Consider the following 17452-nt stretch of genomic DNA (forward strand, 5'->3'; position numbering starts at 1 on the left):
ATTTTGTAAAGGGTACATAGTACAAACAGGAATCGTTAAGAGTAGGAGAAGAATCGTATGAAACTCACAGTCGGAAAAAAGCTGTACACAGCATTCGCAGTGACGTTGTTGCTGATGGCGGCGATTGGGTGGCTTGGCATCTATCAAATGAAAAATTTGAACGAGAAGGCGGTGGAAATCAATACGAGCTGGTTGCCGGCCGTAGAAGACATCAACCATCTGAACTACTTGACCGAGCATGTCCATGCGCTCGTATTCTCGCATGTCTTTTATCAAAACAAGGAACAGAAAGAGCCGCTGGAAAAGGAGCTTGCGCTGACCTTGCAGGAAGTCAGGGAGGATATGGCGTCTTACGAAAGCACCCTGGAGGAGGACGACGTCGAGGACCAGAAAATTTTCAGTTCCTTCAAGAGCAAATGGGAGTCGTATGAACAACTGCACGACAAGCTGATGGACGCATCCAGACAGAACAACAGCGCCGACATAAAGGACGTAATTGGCGAAGTGTCTGCCCTGTTTCAGGCCATGAAAAATGACCTCGATGCCCTGATCAAAATCAACCATGACGGGGCAAATAACGAGAGCGAACAAGCGGCAGCGATCTATGACGAGGGAAGAAAAGTCACACTGCTGCTGATTGCCGTCTCCGTTACGGTAGCGGTGGTATGGGCTGCTGCGATTACTCGCAGTATCCGCTCTCGCCTGAACAGGCTGGCCCAGCAAGTAAATGCTGTTGCAGAAGGCGATTTGCGCATGGAAGCTCTCCCGGTAAAAAGCACGGACGAAATCGCAGAGCTGACCCGTGACTTCAACAACATGCTGGCAAAGCTGCGCGAAATCGTTTCCCAGGTGAACGTGACGGCCCAGCAAGTGGCGGCTTCCGCGGAGCAATTGACAGCCAGTGTAGAGCAGACGAGCCAAGCGACCGAACATATTGCGATTTCCATTCAAGAAGTGGCGAATGGCTCGGATCAGCAGGTGCAAAGTGTGGAAGCAAGCTTCCGGGTCGTGGAGGAGATGTCCGGCGACTCCGAGCAGATTGCGACCAAGGCAAACGCAGTAGCTGTCATTTCCAATCAAGCTTCCAACATGGCTTCGGCAGGCAATCAGGCTGTCCATACGACCACGCGGCAAATGGACGCTATTCACTCCACCATGACCGAGCTGGCGCAAGTCGTCAGAGGATTGGGCGAGCGCTCATCGGAAATCGGCCATATTACAGAAGCGATTACGAGCATTGCGGAGCGAACCAATTTGCTGGCGTTGAACGCAGCGATTGAAGCATCCCGGGCCGGAGAAGGCGGGCGCGGCTTCGCTGTCGTCGCGGCGGAAGTCCGCAAACTGGCGGAGCAATCATCCGCTTCTGCCGAACAGATTGCCTGCCTGATCCAGACGATTCAGGCAGAGACGGCGAAGGCTGTGGCGACGATGGACACAGGCACGAAGGAAGTGCGGGAAGGAATGAACGTCGTTCAGATGGCCGGGCAAACCTTCGGAGAAATACAGCAGTCCGTGACGGAAGTGGCAGCCCGGATCGCGGAAGTCTCCGCAGCTTCCGGTCATATGTCAGCGGGCACCGAGCAAGTCGTCCAAACGATTTCACAAATTACGAATGTAGCGCAGTCAGTGGCGCTTGGCACGCAAAATATTACGGCTGCGGCCGAAGAACAGCTGGCATCGATGGAAGAAATCGCCTCCTCTGCCGCCGCTCTCTCCCAGATGGCGGAAGAGCTGCAATCATCCGTGCGCGTATTCAAGCTGTAGCGGCTGTCAATTCCCTCCCGGAACAGATAGAATGGTAGATAAGGAGTCTTCTGGAACAGGAGGGAATCATGTATACAGTTGGGGTTGTCGGTCCTCATACATCTGTTGAACGAATTATCCAGCTCGGGAACGAATACGAGCAGACGATGAAATTTATCGGCTATTCATACAGCGACTTTCAGGAAACGAAAACAATCGTCCGCGAATACGACCAGCAAGTCGACGCCTGGCTATTCTCTGGCCAAATCTCGTACATGGTGGCGAAAAATACGTTAAGCACGGACGAAAAGCTGGTCTACATCCAGCATACGGAATCAGGCATTTACAAAAGTCTTTTGCATATGGGGTACTATCAGCACGAATTTTTGAGCAAGGTGAGCATCGACGAGATTACGACATCCCATCTGGAGCAGGCGCTGGAACAGATCGAAATTGCGCCGCAGGACATGTATGTGAAGACCTTTGACGTTCATTCGAGTACGCAAGAGCTGATCGACTTTCATCTGGACTTGTACCGGGCCGGGAAAACGAAAGGGGCTCTGACGTGCTTTGAAGCCGTCTATTTTGCGTTGACCGAAGCCGGAGTGCCCGCTTATCGGATCGAAAGTACAGATATGGAAATTCGTCAGGCTTTGCGCATCCTCGCGGAAAAAATCCGAACGTTTTATTACAAGGACACGCAGATTGGCGTACAACTGGTGGAAATCGAGCAATTCGCCAAAATCAGCGAAAAGGCGAAAAGCTCCTACCATCTGCAATACTTCGAGATGAAGGTAAAAGAGACGCTGCTGCGGTACTGTGAAAAGCTGGACGGCTCTTTGCTGGAAAAAGGCAACGGCCGCTACGTGATTATCAGCTCGCGCGGGGCAATCGAGCGGGAAATCAGGGAGCTTCAGGAGACGCTCCAGCAACTGGCAAAAGAGGTTGAGCATGCCGCAAGTGTCGGGATCGGCTACGGTGTCACCGTGCATACAGCGGAAATAAACGCCGAGCGCGCCCTCCAGTTATCCAAAGACCGGGCCGAGCACGGGATTGTGATCATCCGCGAGGACGGCACGATTGTCCAGTCGGCGGGCGACGAAGAAGAGCTGAGCTTTTCCTTTCGAAGCGACGACAAGCAGCTGATCGAGAAGCTGAAGGAAGTCAAGCTCAGTGCGAAAAACTACTACAAAGTCACGGCGTTGATGAAAAGAATGAACTGGAACGACTTTACGATCAAGGACTTGGCGACGCATCTTTATTGGGACGAGCGCAATGCGCGCCGCTTCATGGTCAGTCTGTGCGAGGCAGATTTGGCGGAATGCGTCGGGGAAGAAGCTTCTTCCGCCCGGGGCAGGCCAAGCAAAAGATATCGTTTGAAATAACCATTCGCAGGTTGAATGGTTATTTTTTTTTGGCGAAAATGCGTTGAAAAATGAGAATGATTCAAATATAATGCATTTTAGGTAATTACCCTTTTATTACCCTTAAATAAAAGTCGCTGGACAATCGCACTCATTTGAACATATCCAGTCTGGCGAGGGAAGACAGCTTTGCGGATCAACAGGCCGAAGAGAAAGGAGTATCCATTTTTTGCGGGCAAGCTATGAGCACAACGACGACGTGAAGAGAGAGGGAAATTCATGGATCAAGAACAATACCTGAAAAAGAAAATGGGCTTTTGGTCTCTTACGGCACTTTCTCTCGGGGGAATCATCGGTTCCAGCTGGCTGTTCGGCCCTTGGGCAACAGCGAAGCTGGCAGGTCCTGCCGCTATTATTTCTTGGTTAATCGGTGCCATTGTTATTACGTTTATCGCTCTCGTATACGCAGAGCTTGGGCGGGTCAGACCCGAGTCCGGGGGACTTGGACGCTATCCGCTGTACTCGCACGGAAGCATGCTGGCGACTGTGACCAGCTACTCGATCTGGCTTGGCTATTGCGCTACCGCTCCGGTAGAATCGGCTGGCGTGATTCAGTACGCGAATCAGTTTTGGCCCGGACTTTACGACGTGGGCAACGAACAGTTGACGACGACAGGGATGTTGGCTGCTACGGTACTCATGGTCTTTTTCGTTGTATTCAATTATTTCGGCGTGAAGCTGTTTGCTGTGACGAACACGATTATTACGGTCATAAAATTTGTTGTGCCGGTGCTGACGATTATCGCCTTTTTCATGACAGGCTTTCACCCGGAAAACTTCACGAGCCAGGGCTTTGCGCCGAATGGCTACAGTGCGGGTCTGAGCGCGGTGCTCACAAGCGGAATTTTCTTTGCTTACACCGGATTTGGAAACGTCATCATGATGAGCGGCGAAGTGGTCAATCCGCGCAAAAACATTCCGCTGGCTTTGATTGCGTCGCTCGTCTTGGCGGCGATCATGTACGTGCTGCTGCAAGTCGTCTTCATCGGGGCTGTGCCGCCGGAGATGATTGCGAACGGCTGGAGCGGCATCAAGTTTGATTCTCCTTTTGCCAATCTCGCGATGATTGCCAACATGGTCTGGCTCTCCTGGATCATTACAGCAGACGCGATGGTGTCTCCGACAGGCTCTGCGCTCGCTTACACAGCAGGAACTTCCAGACATGTATTCGGGATGGCGAAAAGCGGCTTTTTGCCCGGTTATTTCGGGGTGATCAACAAGCGCTTTGGCGTACCGACTCGCGCGCTCGCTTTTAACTTTGTCATCGGCTTGTTGTTTTTGTTCCCGCTGAAAAGCTGGACGGCAATTGTCGCGATCGTCGGCGCGATCGGCATTTACAAGTACGCCTCTGCGTGCGTAACCGTCATGGTGTTTCGCAAGGTTGGTTTGACCAAAGACAAAGGTCTTCCGGGCATGAGTGTCATTGCGCCTTTGGCGTTCGTATTCGCCACTCTGCTCATTTACTGGACGAAATGGAGCAAGGTGCAGCTGGGGATTACGGGCTTGCTGATTGGATTGGCTTGCTACTTGATCGTTCATTTCATCCGCAAGTACAAAGCGGAGGAAATCATCGGCGGACTGTATTTGATCGCCTACATCCTCGTGCTCATCGGGCTGTCCTACCTCGGCAACTTTGGCGGAATCGGCATCCTGCCTGAGCCGTTCATGTCGATCGTCGCCGCAGTGACAGGCTTCATCTTCTACTACTTTGCGGTGTACAACGGTGTCTGGTACATGCGCAAAAAAGGAAACGTCGCAGAGCTTGCCGAGGAGTAGGCGCAAGCGAGCGGCAAACATTTTTATCGATCATAAAGGAGAACGTAGCTATGAAGCTTTGGGGTGGCCGTTTTAGAAAAGAAGAAAACAAGCTGATGGAAGACTTCAACAGCTCGCTGCATGTCGATCAGCGACTGTATGCAGAGGACATCAAAGGAAGCGTGGCCCACGTCAACATGCTGGCGCATAGCGGGCTGCTCACCCGGCAAGAAGGCGAGGAGATCGTCAAAGGGCTGCTCGCCATTTTGGAAGAGATCGAAGCGGGCACATTGGAGATCGGCGGCAATTACGAGGATATTCACAGCTTTGTCGAAGCGAAGCTGACCGAGCGGATTGGCGCCACAGCGAAAAAGCTGCACACGGCGCGAAGCAGAAATGACCAGGTGGCGGTAGACATCCGGCTTTATGCGAAAAACAAGGCGCACGAGGTCATGCAAAGCATCGAGGAGCTGCAAGCCAGCCTGGAAGCGAAGGCGCGCGAAAACAACGTGATCATGCCGGGCTATACCCACTTGCAGCGCGCCCAGGTCGTGACGTTCCAGCATCATCTGATGGCGTACTACCAGATGCTGCGCCGCGACAAACTGCGAATCGCCAATGCAATCGAAATCATGAACGAAAGCCCGCTCGGCTGCGGCGCTCTCGCAGGCACCACACATCTGATCGACAGGGAGATGACGGCAAAAGCGCTCGGCTTCGCAAAGCCAGTCGACAATTTCCTCGACGGGGTGAGCGATCGCGACTATTTGCTGGAGTTGATGTCCGGCTTTTCCATCCTGATGATGCACCTCAGCCGTCTGAGCGAGGAACTGATTTTGTGGAGCAGCCAGGAGTTCCGCTTCGTGCAAATCGATGACGCGTACTCGACGGGAAGCAGCATCATGCCGCAAAAGAAAAACCCGGACGCCGCCGAGCTGATCAGAGGGAAGACGGGACGCGTGTATGGCTCGTTGACCTCGCTATTGACGACGATGAAAGGGCTGCCGCTGGCCTACAATAAGGACATGCAGGAAGACAAGGAGGCGTTTTTCAACGCTTTGGATACCGTTCTCTCGTGCCTGGCGATCATGTCCAACATGATCGCGACGATGAAGGTCAATCACGAGCAGATGAAAAAGGCAGTAAAAGCGGGCTTTCTCAACGCGACGGAGGTTGCCGACTATTTGGTCAGCAAAGGGGTTGCCTTCCGCGACGCCCACAGCATCGTCGGCTCGATCGTGATTTACTGCGAAGACAACCAGAAGGCGATCGAGGAGCTGACGCTGGAAGAATTGCAGCAGATCAGCCCGTACATCGGAGACGATCTGTACGCGTTTATCGATTATGAGAACATCCTGAACAAAGGGATTAAAGTGGGACTGCTGCGTTAGCAGAACGCCGAAGCGCTTTTTCCCTCCCTGCGAACCGGGCAATCTCCAACCGGGCAAAATTTTCAGGGGCAGGAAGAGCAGCAAGCCATCCGATGCGGTGGCTTGTTTTTTTGGAATTGAAAGAAAATTTTTACAGGAAATTGCTCGCGTTTCTTGAAATGTAAGAGGAAACGAACCGAAAAAGAGGTGTTGGGGAATGCGTGAGCTTTTTTCTGTTGCCGACCTGGAAGCGTTTGTCGTGCAAGCCAAGCAGCACACATACGTTGGAGGAGCCAAGCGCCTGTTGCCGTATCGGCTGGGGTCCAAGGACATTCAATATGCAAGCGGGGATTGGGCCTATCACGACAGCTATTTGGGCGAGAGCGATTTTATCGGGCAAGAGGTCGTGTACTTCCAAAAAAGTCCGGTGTGGGCGATGAATTATTTTGGCTACATTACCAAGCCGGAGCGAATCGACGCGCATGCTGCGGGACTGGTCATTAAGGCGAGCTTGTCGAAGATGTACGCGGAGGGCCGCTTTTTGGGGGCGTTCGAGCATACGCAGGACGATTTGCGCTACGTCGATACGAATGAGGGGAATGTGACTCTTTTTCAGGGGAAGGAATTTATTTACCGCCAGGATGAGATTGTCTATGAATTGCTCTATCATGGCGGGTTGTTGAAAAAGTAGGGCTGCATGATGACCAATCTCGCGCGGGCAACCAAAACCGATCCGCCCCGTGAACCGATTTTGGCATAAAAGCGGCAAAAAGCCACCAGAATACAGGTGGCTTTTTGCGTTGGACGGCTTTTTGGCATGGAGACAAATTGGATGGGTAAGAAACAGCGCGATTGGATCAGAAGAAAGACAGCGGCATGTCCTATAATCAGCTTGCCACACTACAGGCTGACACTTGAGAAAAGGCTGAACAAGCGAAGGAGGAGCCATGTCAAATCAAGACCAAACACCGTTGTTTACTGGACTGGTCAAGCACGCCCGAAAAAATCCGATTCAATTTCATATACCCGGCCATAAAAAAGGCAAAGGAATGGACCCGGAATTTCGCTGGTTCATCGGCAAAAATGCCTTGTCTATCGACTTGATCAACATCCGGCCGCTGGATGATCTGCACCAGCCTGCCGGGATTATTCAAGAGGCCCAGGACTTGGCTGCCGAGGCTTTTGGCGCCGAGCACACGATTTTTTCCGTGCAAGGAACCAGTACAGCGATTATGACGATGATCATGTCGGTTTGCCATCCGGGCGAAAAAATCATTGTGCCGCGCAATGTGCACAAGTCGATCATGAGCGGAATTATTTTCTCGGGGGCGCATCCGATTTTTCTGCATCCGGAAATGGACCTGGTCTACGGGATCGCGCATGGCATCACTCCAAAATCCGTCGAAGAAGCTTTGGAGCAGCACCCGGACGCCAAGGCTGTTTTGGTTATTCACCCGACCTATTTTGGCACAGCAGGCGACCTGAAAAAAATTGTGAAGGTAGCGCACGCGCGAGGAGTGCCTGTACTGGTCGATGAAGCTCATGGCTCGCATGTGCATTTTCACCCGAAATTGCCGCTGTCCGCGATGCAGGCAGGCGCAGATATGGCGGCGAGCAGCATGCACAAGCTTGGCGGCTCCATGACGCAAAGCTCGGTGCTGAATATCCAGGGAAACCGGATTTCGCTATCGCGCGTACAGGCGATTTCCAGCATGCTTTCCACGACGTCCACGTCTTATTTGCTGCTCGCCTCGCTCGATGTAGCGCGCAAACGGCTGGTGACCGCAGGCAAAACGCTGTTGGATCAGGCAATCCGGCTTGCCAATCAGGCGCGTCAGGAAATCAATCGGATCGAGTATTTGACTTGCATGGGTAGCGAGATCATTGGACAAAACGGGGTGGTCGCCTACGATCCGACGAAGCTGGTCATTTCCGTAAAAGGGCTGGGGCTGACCGGGCATGAGGTGGAAAAATGGCTGAGGGAGCGCTTCCATATTGAAGTGGAGCTGTCCGATTTGCACAACATCCTTTGTATTGTCACACCGAGCGACAGCAAAGCGGATTTGCAAATTCTCGTGTATGCGCTGGAAGAATTGTCGCTGCATTTTCGAGAGCAGGCGAAGGCGCTGGCAGAGGAGCACATGCCTCTGCCACAAATTCCGCAGCTTGCTGCCACGCCGCGTGACGCTTTTTACGCGCCGACCGAAATCGTGCCCGTCGCAGAAGCGGAGGGGAGAGTTATCGCCGAGTTTGTCATGGTGTACCCGCTAGGAATCCCGATTTTTATTCCGGGTGAAGTCATTTCCAAGGAAAATGTGGCTTACGCGCAAAGAAACCGGGAGGCAGGTCTGCCTGTCCAAGGCTCGGAAGACCCAGCGTTTTTGACTGTACGTGTACTCAAGTAAATGTGATCTGCAAAAAAAGGCAGCCTTTGCTACGGGCTGTCTTTTTCTGTGACCAAACCTTGTCGTAAATGCAACCAAATCTTGAACATGGCTGGTTCAAGGACTTGCTCATTGGCTGGTGACACTCGATTGGATCGCCCTTACAGTAGGACTTGTTTCAACCAGTACCGAGCATGGTGATAGGAGATGAGGACATGAAAACGTCCAAGACAGTACGCTGTCTGTCCGTTTTGTACATGTTCCTGCTGCTGTTCATGACGACCGGGTGCGCAGATAAATATCTCGTGCTCAATCCGAAGGGGCCGATCGGTGAACAGCAAAAGGACCTGATGATTTTGTCTACGCTTTTATGCTTGATCGTGATTGTTCCGGTTTTGATTCTGACTTTTGTCATTGTGTGGCGATACCGTGACAGGAAAGGAAGAAAGGCGAAGTACACCCCGGAGTGGGAGCACAGCACGGCGCTGGAGACGACCTGGTGGGGGATTCCTGTTGTCATCATTACGTTGATCGCTATTATTACGGTTCGCTATACGTATTCGCTCGAACCGTCCAAACCGCTAGAGTCAAAAGTCGAACCGATCACGATTCAGGTGACGAATCTGGATTGGAAGTGGCTGTTCCAATATCCCGAGCAGGGGATTGCGACAGTGAACTACGTGCAGTTCCCGGAAGATGTGCCGATCCGCTTCGAGATTACCTCAGATGCTCCGATGAACTCCTTCTGGATTCCCCAGCTTGGCGGACAGATTTATGCGATGTCGGGAATGGCGATGGTTTTGCACCTGCAAGCGGACGAGCAGGGCGAGTACATGGGTTCCGGCGCCAACTACACGGGGAAGGGCTTCGCGGACATGTACTTCACGGCCAAGGCGACATCGCAGGAAGCTTTTGATCAATGGGTGAGCGAAGTGAAAGGAACATCGGCAGCATTGACTCTGGATGGCTATAAAAAGCTGGCAGAGCAAGGCACCTCGGATGTCCGCTATTTCTCCTCTTTCCCTGAAGGATTGTTTGAGATGACAGTGACGAAATACGCTGCTTCGCACAACCACGGTTTGTCCGTGAAGGCACGCAAGGAAGTGCGCATCGAGGAATAGCCAGAAGGAAGGAGAGAGGAAGACGTGTGGGATAAAGTGAAAGAATTTGCTTCGGAGTTTTTTGTGACAGGCGATCCGCTCATCTACGGTGCGGATGTCAGTATCGCTTTGACGCTGATCGCGATCGTTTCTGTGCTGACTTACTATAAAAAATGGGGCTGGCTCTGGCGCGAATGGCTGACGACTGTCGACCACAAACGGATTGGCATCATGTACATTTTAGCATCCGTGCTCATGCTGTTTCGCGGCGGGGTCGACGCGCTGCTGATGCGTGCGCAGCTCGCCATGCCAGAGCTGCAATTTTTGCCCGCCGAGCACTACAACCAGATTTTTACCACGCATGGCGTCATCATGATTTTGTTTATGGCGATGCCGCTTATGTTCGGGCTGTTCAATGTGATCGTACCGCTGCAACTGGGGGCGCGTGACGTAGCCTTTCCGTTTCTGAACTCGCTGAGCTTCTGGCTGTTTTTCTCGGGAGCGATGCTGTTCAACTTGTCGTTTGTCATCGGCGGCTCGCCGGATGCCGGGTGGCTGGCCTATCCGCCGTACTCGGATAAAACATTCAACCCTGGCTACGGGCAAGACTTCTACATTTGGGGCATCCAGATTTCCGGGATCGGCAGCTTGATGACAGGGATCAACTTCATCGTCACGATCTTGAAAATGCGCACGCCCGGCATGACGTTGATGAAAATGCCGATGTTCTCGTGGTCGGTGCTGTCGAGCTGTATCGCCATCGTGTTTGCTTTTCCGATCTTGACCGTGACTTTGGCGCTTCTGTTCATCGACCGCTATTTGGGCGGACATATTTTCACGCTGGATGGCGGCGGCAACCCGATGATGTACATCAACCTGATCTGGATGTGGGGCCACCCGGAAGTATACATTCTCGTGCTGCCTGCATTCGGCATCTTCTCCGAGATCGCCGCCACGTTCTCGAAGAAAAAGCTGTTCGGGTATAAATCCATGGTGTTCGCCATGATGATTATTAGCGTAGTGTCGTTCCTCACCTGGGCGCATCACTTTTTTACGATGGGCTCCGGGGCAGATGTCAACGCGTTCTTTGCCCTGTCCACGATGGTGATTGCCATTCCGACAGGTGTGAAGGTGTTCAACTGGCTGTTTACGATGTTCCGCGGAAAAGTCACTTTTGAAACACCGATGCTGTGGATGATCGGGATTATTCCGAACTTCGTCATCGGCGGGATGACCGGGGTGCTCTTGTCTGTCGCGCCTGCCGATTTCCAGTATCACAACAGCTATTTCCTGATAGCCCACTTCCATCAGGTCATTATCGCCGGAGTCGTATTTGGATTTTTCGCCGGATTGTACTACTGGTGGCCGAAGCTGTTTGGCTTCAAGCTGAACGAACGTCTCGGCCGACTGGCTTTCTGGCTGTGGAATATCGGTTTTTACCTGTGCTTCATGCCTCAATACGCGCTCGGTCTGATGGGGATGACTCGTCGGGTATATACGTACGGTTGGGACAAAGGCTGGTTTGAAATGAATCTCGTTTCCACGATCGGGGCCGTCCTGATGGGCGCAGCCTTCATCGTGCAAGTTTGGGATATTGCGCACAGCCTGAAAAAAATGGATCGGGAAGGAACCCAAGATCCGTGGAATGCGCGAACGCTGGAATGGTCGATTCCGTCTCCCGCTCCGTTCTACAACTTCGCTACTTTGCCGCAGGTGACTCATCAGGACGACTGGTGGGAGAAGAAGCAGAGAGGCTGGAGTGCTCCGGCAGTCGAGCTGGAACCGATTCACATGCCGAAAAATTCCGGTATCCCGATCATCATGTCGATGTTTTGGTTTTTCAGCGGATTCGGGCTGGTATTTGACTGGCTTTGGCTGACGGTACCGGGATTTGTGGGAGTGCTCGCTTGCATGATCGTCCATTCGTTCAACTACAAGCCGGACTATTACGTCCCGGTGGAGGAAGTGCAGCGGGTTGAGGCTGCGGCAAGGAGGGGGAGCAAGTAATGGCTCAGACGCATAGCAACGCCGAGCATCACTGCCACGGCCATGAACATCCTGATCAGGAGGAAATGCGCACCTTTGCTTTTTGGATTTACCTCATGACGGACGTCATTTTGTTTGCGACCTTGTTTGCGACTTACATCGTCCTGCAAGGCAACACGGACGGCGGGCCAGGGCCGAAAGACATTTTTCAGATGAACGGCATTTACGCCAGTACGTTTATTTTGTTGACGAGCAGCTTTACGAGCGGCCTTGCCCTTTTGGCGATGCACAAGGGCAATCGACTTGCTCTGATGAACTGGCTGTGGGTGACGATTTTTCTGGGAGCGTCGTTTTTGTTCCTGGAGGTCAACGAGTTTATGCACATGGTGCACGAAGGCGCAACGATCAGCACGAGCGCTTTTCTGACTGCCTTTTACACATTGGTCGGGACGCACGGCTTGCACGTTGCTCTCGGCCTGGGCTGGATGATTATTTTGATCATCCAAATCGCCAAGCACGGCATCACGCCCGTGACCAAGCGCAAAGTCAACATCGTCAGCCTGTTCTGGCATTTTCTCGATATCGTCTGGATTTTCGTCTTCACCATCGTGTATTTGCTGGGGGTGAAGTAAAGTGAGCAACCAAACGGCACACGGTTCCTTGAAATCTTACGTCACCGGGTTTATTTGCTCGATCGTGTTGACGATTATCCCGATTGTCGTCCTCGTAAACAATTGGCTGGAAGGGCTGGGCAGCACAATCGTCTTTTTGGCGGCGGCGCTGTTGCAGTTTATCGTCCAGCTGGTGTTCTTCATGCACCTGAGGGACGAGGAAAAACCGAGGTACAATCTGATGTCGCTTTTGCTCGGGATTTTTATCGTCCTGTTGATCGTGGTCGGCTCCATCTGGATCATGATGTACAACATGGTAGCGATATGAGCAAGAAACAAAAGGAGGGGCCCGGATGCTCGCAGACTGGATACAGCTGACCAAACCCCGCATCCTACAGTTGAATTTGATCACAGCATTTGGCGGTTACTGGGTGGCTAGCAAGTGGGAGCCGGATTGGCTGCTTCTTTTGTGGCTGTTGACCGGGACGGCGCTGACGATGGCGGCGTCCTGCGTATGGAACAATGTTTGGGATTACGAGCTGGATCGCAAAATGCAGCGGACAAAAGACCGCCCGCTCGCGGCTGGTCGACTGAAAACCGGGGGCGTGCTGCTGTACGCCCTGGTGCTCGGTGTTTGCGGCGAGCTGTTTTTGTTCTGGAAAGGAAACGAGCTGGTCGGTTGGCTCGGACTGTTCGGGATGTTCATGTACGGGTGCGTCTATACGATGTGGCTGAAAAGAAAGTCGACATGGAGCACGTCGATTGGCGGGGTGTCCGGCGCAATGCCCCCGGTGATGGGGTATTGTGCCGCTTCGAACGAGCTTGATGCCGGGGCATGGTTGTTGTTTGCCTTGCTGTATTTTTGGCAGCCCGCGCATTTCTGGTCGCTGTCGATTCGGCGCGTGGACGAGTATAAAGCGGCTGGCTTTCCGCTGCTTCCTGTCGTCAAAGGAATCGCCCGAACCAAGCTGCAAATGATTCCGTACGTACTGTTTCTGCTCCCGACGGTCACGGCGATGTACCTGCTAGGGTATGCAGGGGTTGTGTTTTTCGCGGTTTCTTTGCTGTTCGGCATGATCTGGATGGGACATACCATCAGTGGGGTTGTGACAGCAAATAATGAGAAATGGTCGAAAACGAATTTTATCTTGTCCGTAAACTATTTGCTGGTTGTCTTCGTGTGCATGGTCGTCGATACGCCAGGCCGTCCATTTTGGTAGACCAGATGAAGGGCAGGGATTCTTATGAGAGTGGCTTCTTATCTGATCGTATTTTTTCTGCTCGCCGCAGTTTCCGGGTGCGGCAGCCCAGCAGCCGAAGAACAGGCGGAAGTGACGGCTTCCGCTGAAGATACAAGCGCGATGCAGCTATATAAAAAGAACTGCATGAGCTGCCATGGCAACGATTTGTCCGGCAGGGTCGGCCCGAGCTTGCAGCAAGCAGGTTCCAGGCTGACCGAGGAACAGATTGGAGACATCATCAAAGCGGGTGCAAGAGGGATGCCGGGCTATGAAAAGAGCCTGAAGACCGAAGAAATCTCCCAACTGGCAAAATGGTTGTCTGCGAAAAAGGAATAGAGCGGGAGGAATATGCGATGAAAAGAGCAGTCTGGTTCATCACTTTAGTCATCACAATCGTATTGGCGACCGCCTGCGGCAGTGAAAAGGCAAGCAAGCTGAACATACCCGTGCAACCTTTCGCGTTTACTGACCAGGATGGAAAACCTTTTTCCTCAGCCGATGTAGAAAACAAGGTGTGGGTCGCCAACTTTATTTTTACGTACTGCGCGACGGTTTGCCCGACGATGACAGCCAACATGGCGCAGTTGCAAAAGAAAGCGAAGGAGGCGGGAGTGGACGTCGAGCTGGTCTCCTTTTCGGTCGATCCAGAGCAAGACAGCCCGGAGGCACTGAAGGCTTATTTGGGCAAATTCGCTGCTGATTTTTCCAACTGGCATGCATTGACCGGCTACGAGTTTGCCGAAATCAAAACGTTTTTGCTGCGTTCGTTCCGGGCTACGATTGCCAAAGACGCTGCATCTGAACAAGTCATTCATGACACGCTGCTCTACCTGGTCGATCAGAACGGCAAAGTGGTGGCACGCTATGACGGCATGACCGATCCGCCTTACGACGAGATCGTGGAGGACATCAAGCTGCTGCAAAAATAGGGCAAGACAAAAAGAGAAACTCCTTTGGCGAGTTTCTCTTTTTGTCGATAAAGCCCTGTCCCGTTTTGTTATCTTGCCAGCAGCAGCGCTAGGAGAACAGCTTGAAATTCCTCTGGCGCATTGTCAAAAGCTACTTGCCTGTTGCTACGGAAGAAATCGGCTTCCACTTTTTCATTTTGGTCAATCGGAACGAGATAAATGCCGGATGAATCTGGCTTCAAGCTCTGATGGTGACTCTTATGGCTGGGAAAGGGGCATGGAATTATACAGAATTAGCTTTCGGTAGAAATGGTATTGATGAAGAATCAGATGCTTTTCGACATGCGTTATGGAATATGTGGATAGTATGGGCAGTGAATGATAGTTGGGCAGAAAAGTGGACGAATGCGCACGAAGATGGTGCTTCCTATCAAAACAAAAAATCTCTAACATATAAAATGGATATGCACAATAATGCAGAAGGACGATACAAAGCAGCACAAGAGGGGATAGACAGTGATAGCAGTCGTTCAGACATTAAAATTGCGATTGATGAGTTATACAAAAGCGGAAAGCTTAAAAAAATTAATAAACCGAACCCTAAAAAAGAGAGTACCTGGACACTAGATAAATTTACAGGTAAAGAAGAGGATTATGCAGATCAAGATCTTCCCCCTATTTAGTAAGAAAAAAGAGAACCAGGAATAATCATTCCTGATTCTCCTTTTTGAAAGAAGGTGATATTTATGAAGAATAAATTAATGGTGCCTTTGGCTGCAACAGCAATAGTTGTGGTGCTAGTATTTGGATTTTTATATGTGTGGACTGGAACCGATTACTATAAATTTTCTGATGGAGCATCTTCAGAACAGATAGAAGCTCTAAAGAGTAATAAAATAGATTATATGATCAAAGAAGATGGGTCTTTATGGATAAGAAAAAGTGACGAATTGAAAGTAGCACAATGCTGTACATAGCTTTTAAAGTTTTTCCCCTGAATTGCGGAGGCCATAAAGAAAGGCCGTCGAGAAAGTCGACAGCCTGAGAAACTCGCGACAGGAGGTTTTCTTTTTCTGGACATTGTGGCGCGAATCAGCTTAAAACCGCACGCAGAGCCGAGGCGAATTTGGCTACGCCACGCGTGATTTCTGCTTCTTTCGGGCGGGCAAAGGTGAAGCGAATATAACCGGAGTCAGATCCGTACACACTTCCGGGGGCGACAACCACGCCGCGCCGCAGAGCTTCTTCAAACAGCTGGTTGTCGTTGATCTCGGGCACAATTTTGCACCACAAATGCAGTCCGCCCTGCGGAAGCGTGAACGTCACCAGATCGGGCAGTTCCTTTTGCAAGGCTTCCACCAGCAAATCGCGGCGATAGAGCAGGCGCATCCGCAGTTGCTCCAGGTGGGGCAGGAAGAAGTCGGAGTGCAAAAATTGGGCGGCAATTTTTTGCGGAACGACGCTCAGGCCGAAGTCCATCTGCTGTCGCGCGTCTGCCAGTCGTTCCACGACGGAGTGGGGGGCCACCATCCAGCCGACGCGCAAGCCGGAGGCCGCGATTTTGGAAAAGGAACCGATGTACAGGACGGAGCCGAGCTGGTCGTGCGATTTGAGCGGGGCAGGCGGATCGCCATCGTAGGACGTGAGACTGAATGGATCGTCCTCCACGATCGGAAGCCCCAGCTCGCTGGCCACGTTCAGCAGTTGGGTACGGCGGGCCGGATTGAGGCAAATGCCTGTCGGGTTTTGAAAAGTCGGATTGAGAAAAATCATTTTGATCCGGTGTTTTTTATACAAGGAGCGAATATCTTCGGGATCGATGCCCTCCGGACTGACCGGGAGCCGGAACAGGCGCAGGCCGGCCGACTGAAACATCGGCAAAGAGTAGCAATACGATGGATCTTCTATGGCGACGGCATCCCCGGGAGCGAGCAAACATTGTGTGATCAAATAAAGCGACTGCTGGGAACCCGATGTGATGAGAATGGACGAGTCTGTCGTGTTGATCTGCCGATACCGCGACAAATAGGAAACGAGTTCTTCGCGCAGTGGCGTGAAGCCTTGGGGATTGTCGTAGCCTAAATATTCCGTAAAGGGGTTTTCTTTCATCAAGGTGCTGATTTCCTGACCCGGAGACAATTGCGCGGATAGCTCCCCGCTGGCAAAGTCGATCATGCCGTCTTTTTGCAGGGCCTCGCGAATGCGGCGCAAGTAAAACAAATTCGGGAGAAACTGCCCGCCCTCCACGTACCGATGCCAGTTTGGGGTGTGTTTGGGGGTCGCTTCCCATTTGTTTTTGCAGACGCGCGTGCCGCTGCCTGTCCTGCTTTCGATGATGCCGAGTGCACGCAGCTCTTCGTAAGCCAAAATGACGGTGCTTCGATTGACCCCCAACTGCTCTGCCAGCTTTCTTTCAGAGGGGAGCAAGCTTCCAGGAGGATATTCTCCATAAGAAATCCTGCGCTCGATCTCATCGGCGATTTGGTGATAGAGTGTTTGCGTGCTGGACCGATCAGGTTTCCACATGATAATCACAACCTTGGACATATTCGTTAACAATGATATTGACAAGAAACAAACTTATCATACCACGTGAATGGAAGCAGCTTCGGCCGAAAGAATACCAATCTATTGAACATGGATGGGTGAATGGCTGAGCAATTGGATGGTTTGCTTTTGAGAAAAATGTGGTATTCGGTGATCAATCACCGAGCAGTTTATTTCCGCTGACGGCTATATTATTGTTGCCCCGATGTGGAATTACGGCGTGCCGCCGATGTTGAAGGTGTATATTGATGCGGTGTGCATCGCCAGAAAAGCATTTCGCATGACGGAAAACGGCGCGGATGGCGTCATTTCCGTCTAGAAACAACTATAATGGAAAAAGGGCCGCCCCGAACATCCATTCTTGTTCGGGGCGGCAATAGTGG

Annotated in this window: 17 protein-coding genes; 16 read left to right on the forward strand and 1 reads right to left on the reverse strand. The window is 51.9% G+C overall.

From position 1 onward, the window contains the following. The first annotated feature begins 57 nt into the window (after nucleotides 1-57). From IRJ17_RS07865 to IRJ17_RS07935, 15 genes are all read left to right on the forward strand, one after another. On the forward strand, nucleotides 58-1764 hold the full coding sequence (locus IRJ17_RS07865; protein WP_242774124.1) for a HAMP domain-containing methyl-accepting chemotaxis protein: 1707 nt from the start codon (nucleotides 58-60) through the stop codon (nucleotides 1762-1764). 68 nt (nucleotides 1765-1832) lie between these two features. After that, complete coding sequence (locus IRJ17_RS07870; protein WP_122963725.1) at nucleotides 1833-3128, forward strand: hypothetical protein; 1296 nt, start codon at nucleotides 1833-1835, stop codon at nucleotides 3126-3128. Nucleotides 3129-3386: 258 nt separating this feature from the next. Then, the gene (locus IRJ17_RS07875) at nucleotides 3387-4943 is read left to right on the forward strand and encodes an APC family permease (protein WP_173597678.1); all 1557 of its coding nucleotides are present in this window, start codon (nucleotides 3387-3389) and stop codon (nucleotides 4941-4943) included. Between the two features lie 50 nt (nucleotides 4944-4993). Continuing rightward, complete coding sequence (argH, locus tag IRJ17_RS07880; RefSeq protein WP_173597677.1) at nucleotides 4994-6313, forward strand: argininosuccinate lyase; 1320 nt, start codon at nucleotides 4994-4996, stop codon at nucleotides 6311-6313. 196 nt (nucleotides 6314-6509) lie between these two features. Then, on the forward strand, nucleotides 6510-6983 hold the full coding sequence (locus IRJ17_RS07885) for a DUF5680 domain-containing protein (RefSeq protein WP_242774127.1): 474 nt from the start codon (nucleotides 6510-6512) through the stop codon (nucleotides 6981-6983). 256 nt (nucleotides 6984-7239) lie between these two features. After that, entirely contained in the window at nucleotides 7240-8697 is a 1458-nt protein-coding gene (locus IRJ17_RS07890) for an aminotransferase class I/II-fold pyridoxal phosphate-dependent enzyme (protein WP_242774130.1), read from the forward strand. Nucleotides 8698-8891: 194 nt separating this feature from the next. After that, complete coding sequence (gene cyoA, locus IRJ17_RS07895; protein WP_242774133.1) at nucleotides 8892-9797, forward strand: ubiquinol oxidase subunit II; 906 nt, start codon at nucleotides 8892-8894, stop codon at nucleotides 9795-9797. Between the two features lie 24 nt (nucleotides 9798-9821). Further along, entirely contained in the window at nucleotides 9822-11783 is a 1962-nt protein-coding gene (locus tag IRJ17_RS07900; RefSeq protein WP_242774144.1) for a cbb3-type cytochrome c oxidase subunit I, read from the forward strand. Further along, the gene (gene cyoC, locus IRJ17_RS07905; RefSeq protein WP_217023252.1) at nucleotides 11783-12394 is read left to right on the forward strand and encodes a cytochrome o ubiquinol oxidase subunit III; all 612 of its coding nucleotides are present in this window, start codon (nucleotides 11783-11785) and stop codon (nucleotides 12392-12394) included. The genes IRJ17_RS07900 and cyoC overlap by 1 nt, the downstream gene beginning before the upstream one ends. 1 nt (nucleotide 12395) lies before the next feature. Next, the gene (cyoD, locus tag IRJ17_RS07910; RefSeq protein ID WP_242774146.1) at nucleotides 12396-12701 is read left to right on the forward strand and encodes a cytochrome o ubiquinol oxidase subunit IV; all 306 of its coding nucleotides are present in this window, start codon (nucleotides 12396-12398) and stop codon (nucleotides 12699-12701) included. 25 nt (nucleotides 12702-12726) lie between these two features. Continuing rightward, nucleotides 12727-13593, forward strand: coding sequence for a heme o synthase (gene cyoE, locus IRJ17_RS07915; RefSeq protein ID WP_242774148.1), 867 nt, complete (start codon nucleotides 12727-12729; stop codon nucleotides 13591-13593). 24 nt (nucleotides 13594-13617) lie between these two features. Next, on the forward strand, nucleotides 13618-13950 hold the full coding sequence (locus tag IRJ17_RS07920; RefSeq protein ID WP_173597672.1) for a c-type cytochrome: 333 nt from the start codon (nucleotides 13618-13620) through the stop codon (nucleotides 13948-13950). A gap of 17 nt (nucleotides 13951-13967) precedes the next feature. Next, on the forward strand, nucleotides 13968-14543 hold the full coding sequence (locus tag IRJ17_RS07925; protein ID WP_173597671.1) for an SCO family protein: 576 nt from the start codon (nucleotides 13968-13970) through the stop codon (nucleotides 14541-14543). 239 nt (nucleotides 14544-14782) lie between these two features. Next, nucleotides 14783-15205, forward strand: coding sequence for a DUF6973 domain-containing protein (locus IRJ17_RS07930; RefSeq protein ID WP_242774151.1), 423 nt, complete (start codon nucleotides 14783-14785; stop codon nucleotides 15203-15205). Between the two features lie 63 nt (nucleotides 15206-15268). Next, nucleotides 15269-15499 (forward strand): hypothetical protein, encoded by a 231-nt coding sequence (locus IRJ17_RS07935; RefSeq protein WP_242774154.1) that lies wholly within the window; start codon nucleotides 15269-15271, stop codon nucleotides 15497-15499. Between the two features lie 115 nt (nucleotides 15500-15614). On the opposite strand, the gene pdxR is transcribed toward IRJ17_RS07935, so the two are convergent. Beyond that, the gene (pdxR, locus tag IRJ17_RS07940; RefSeq protein WP_173597669.1) at nucleotides 15615-17048 is read right to left on the reverse strand and encodes a MocR-like pyridoxine biosynthesis transcription factor PdxR; all 1434 of its coding nucleotides are present in this window, start codon (nucleotides 17046-17048) and stop codon (nucleotides 15615-15617) included. Nucleotides 17049-17289: 241 nt separating this feature from the next. Here pdxR and IRJ17_RS07945 point away from each other — a divergent pair, with 241 nt between their 5' ends. Next, nucleotides 17290-17388, forward strand: a complete 99-nt coding sequence (locus IRJ17_RS07945; protein ID WP_242774157.1) for an NAD(P)H-dependent oxidoreductase — start codon at nucleotides 17290-17292, stop codon at nucleotides 17386-17388. The last annotated feature ends 64 nt before the right edge of the window (nucleotides 17389-17452 follow it).

It is taken from the genome of Brevibacillus parabrevis, assembly GCF_022701015.1.
Classification (GTDB): Bacteria; Bacillota; Bacilli; order Brevibacillales; family Brevibacillaceae; genus Brevibacillus; species Brevibacillus parabrevis.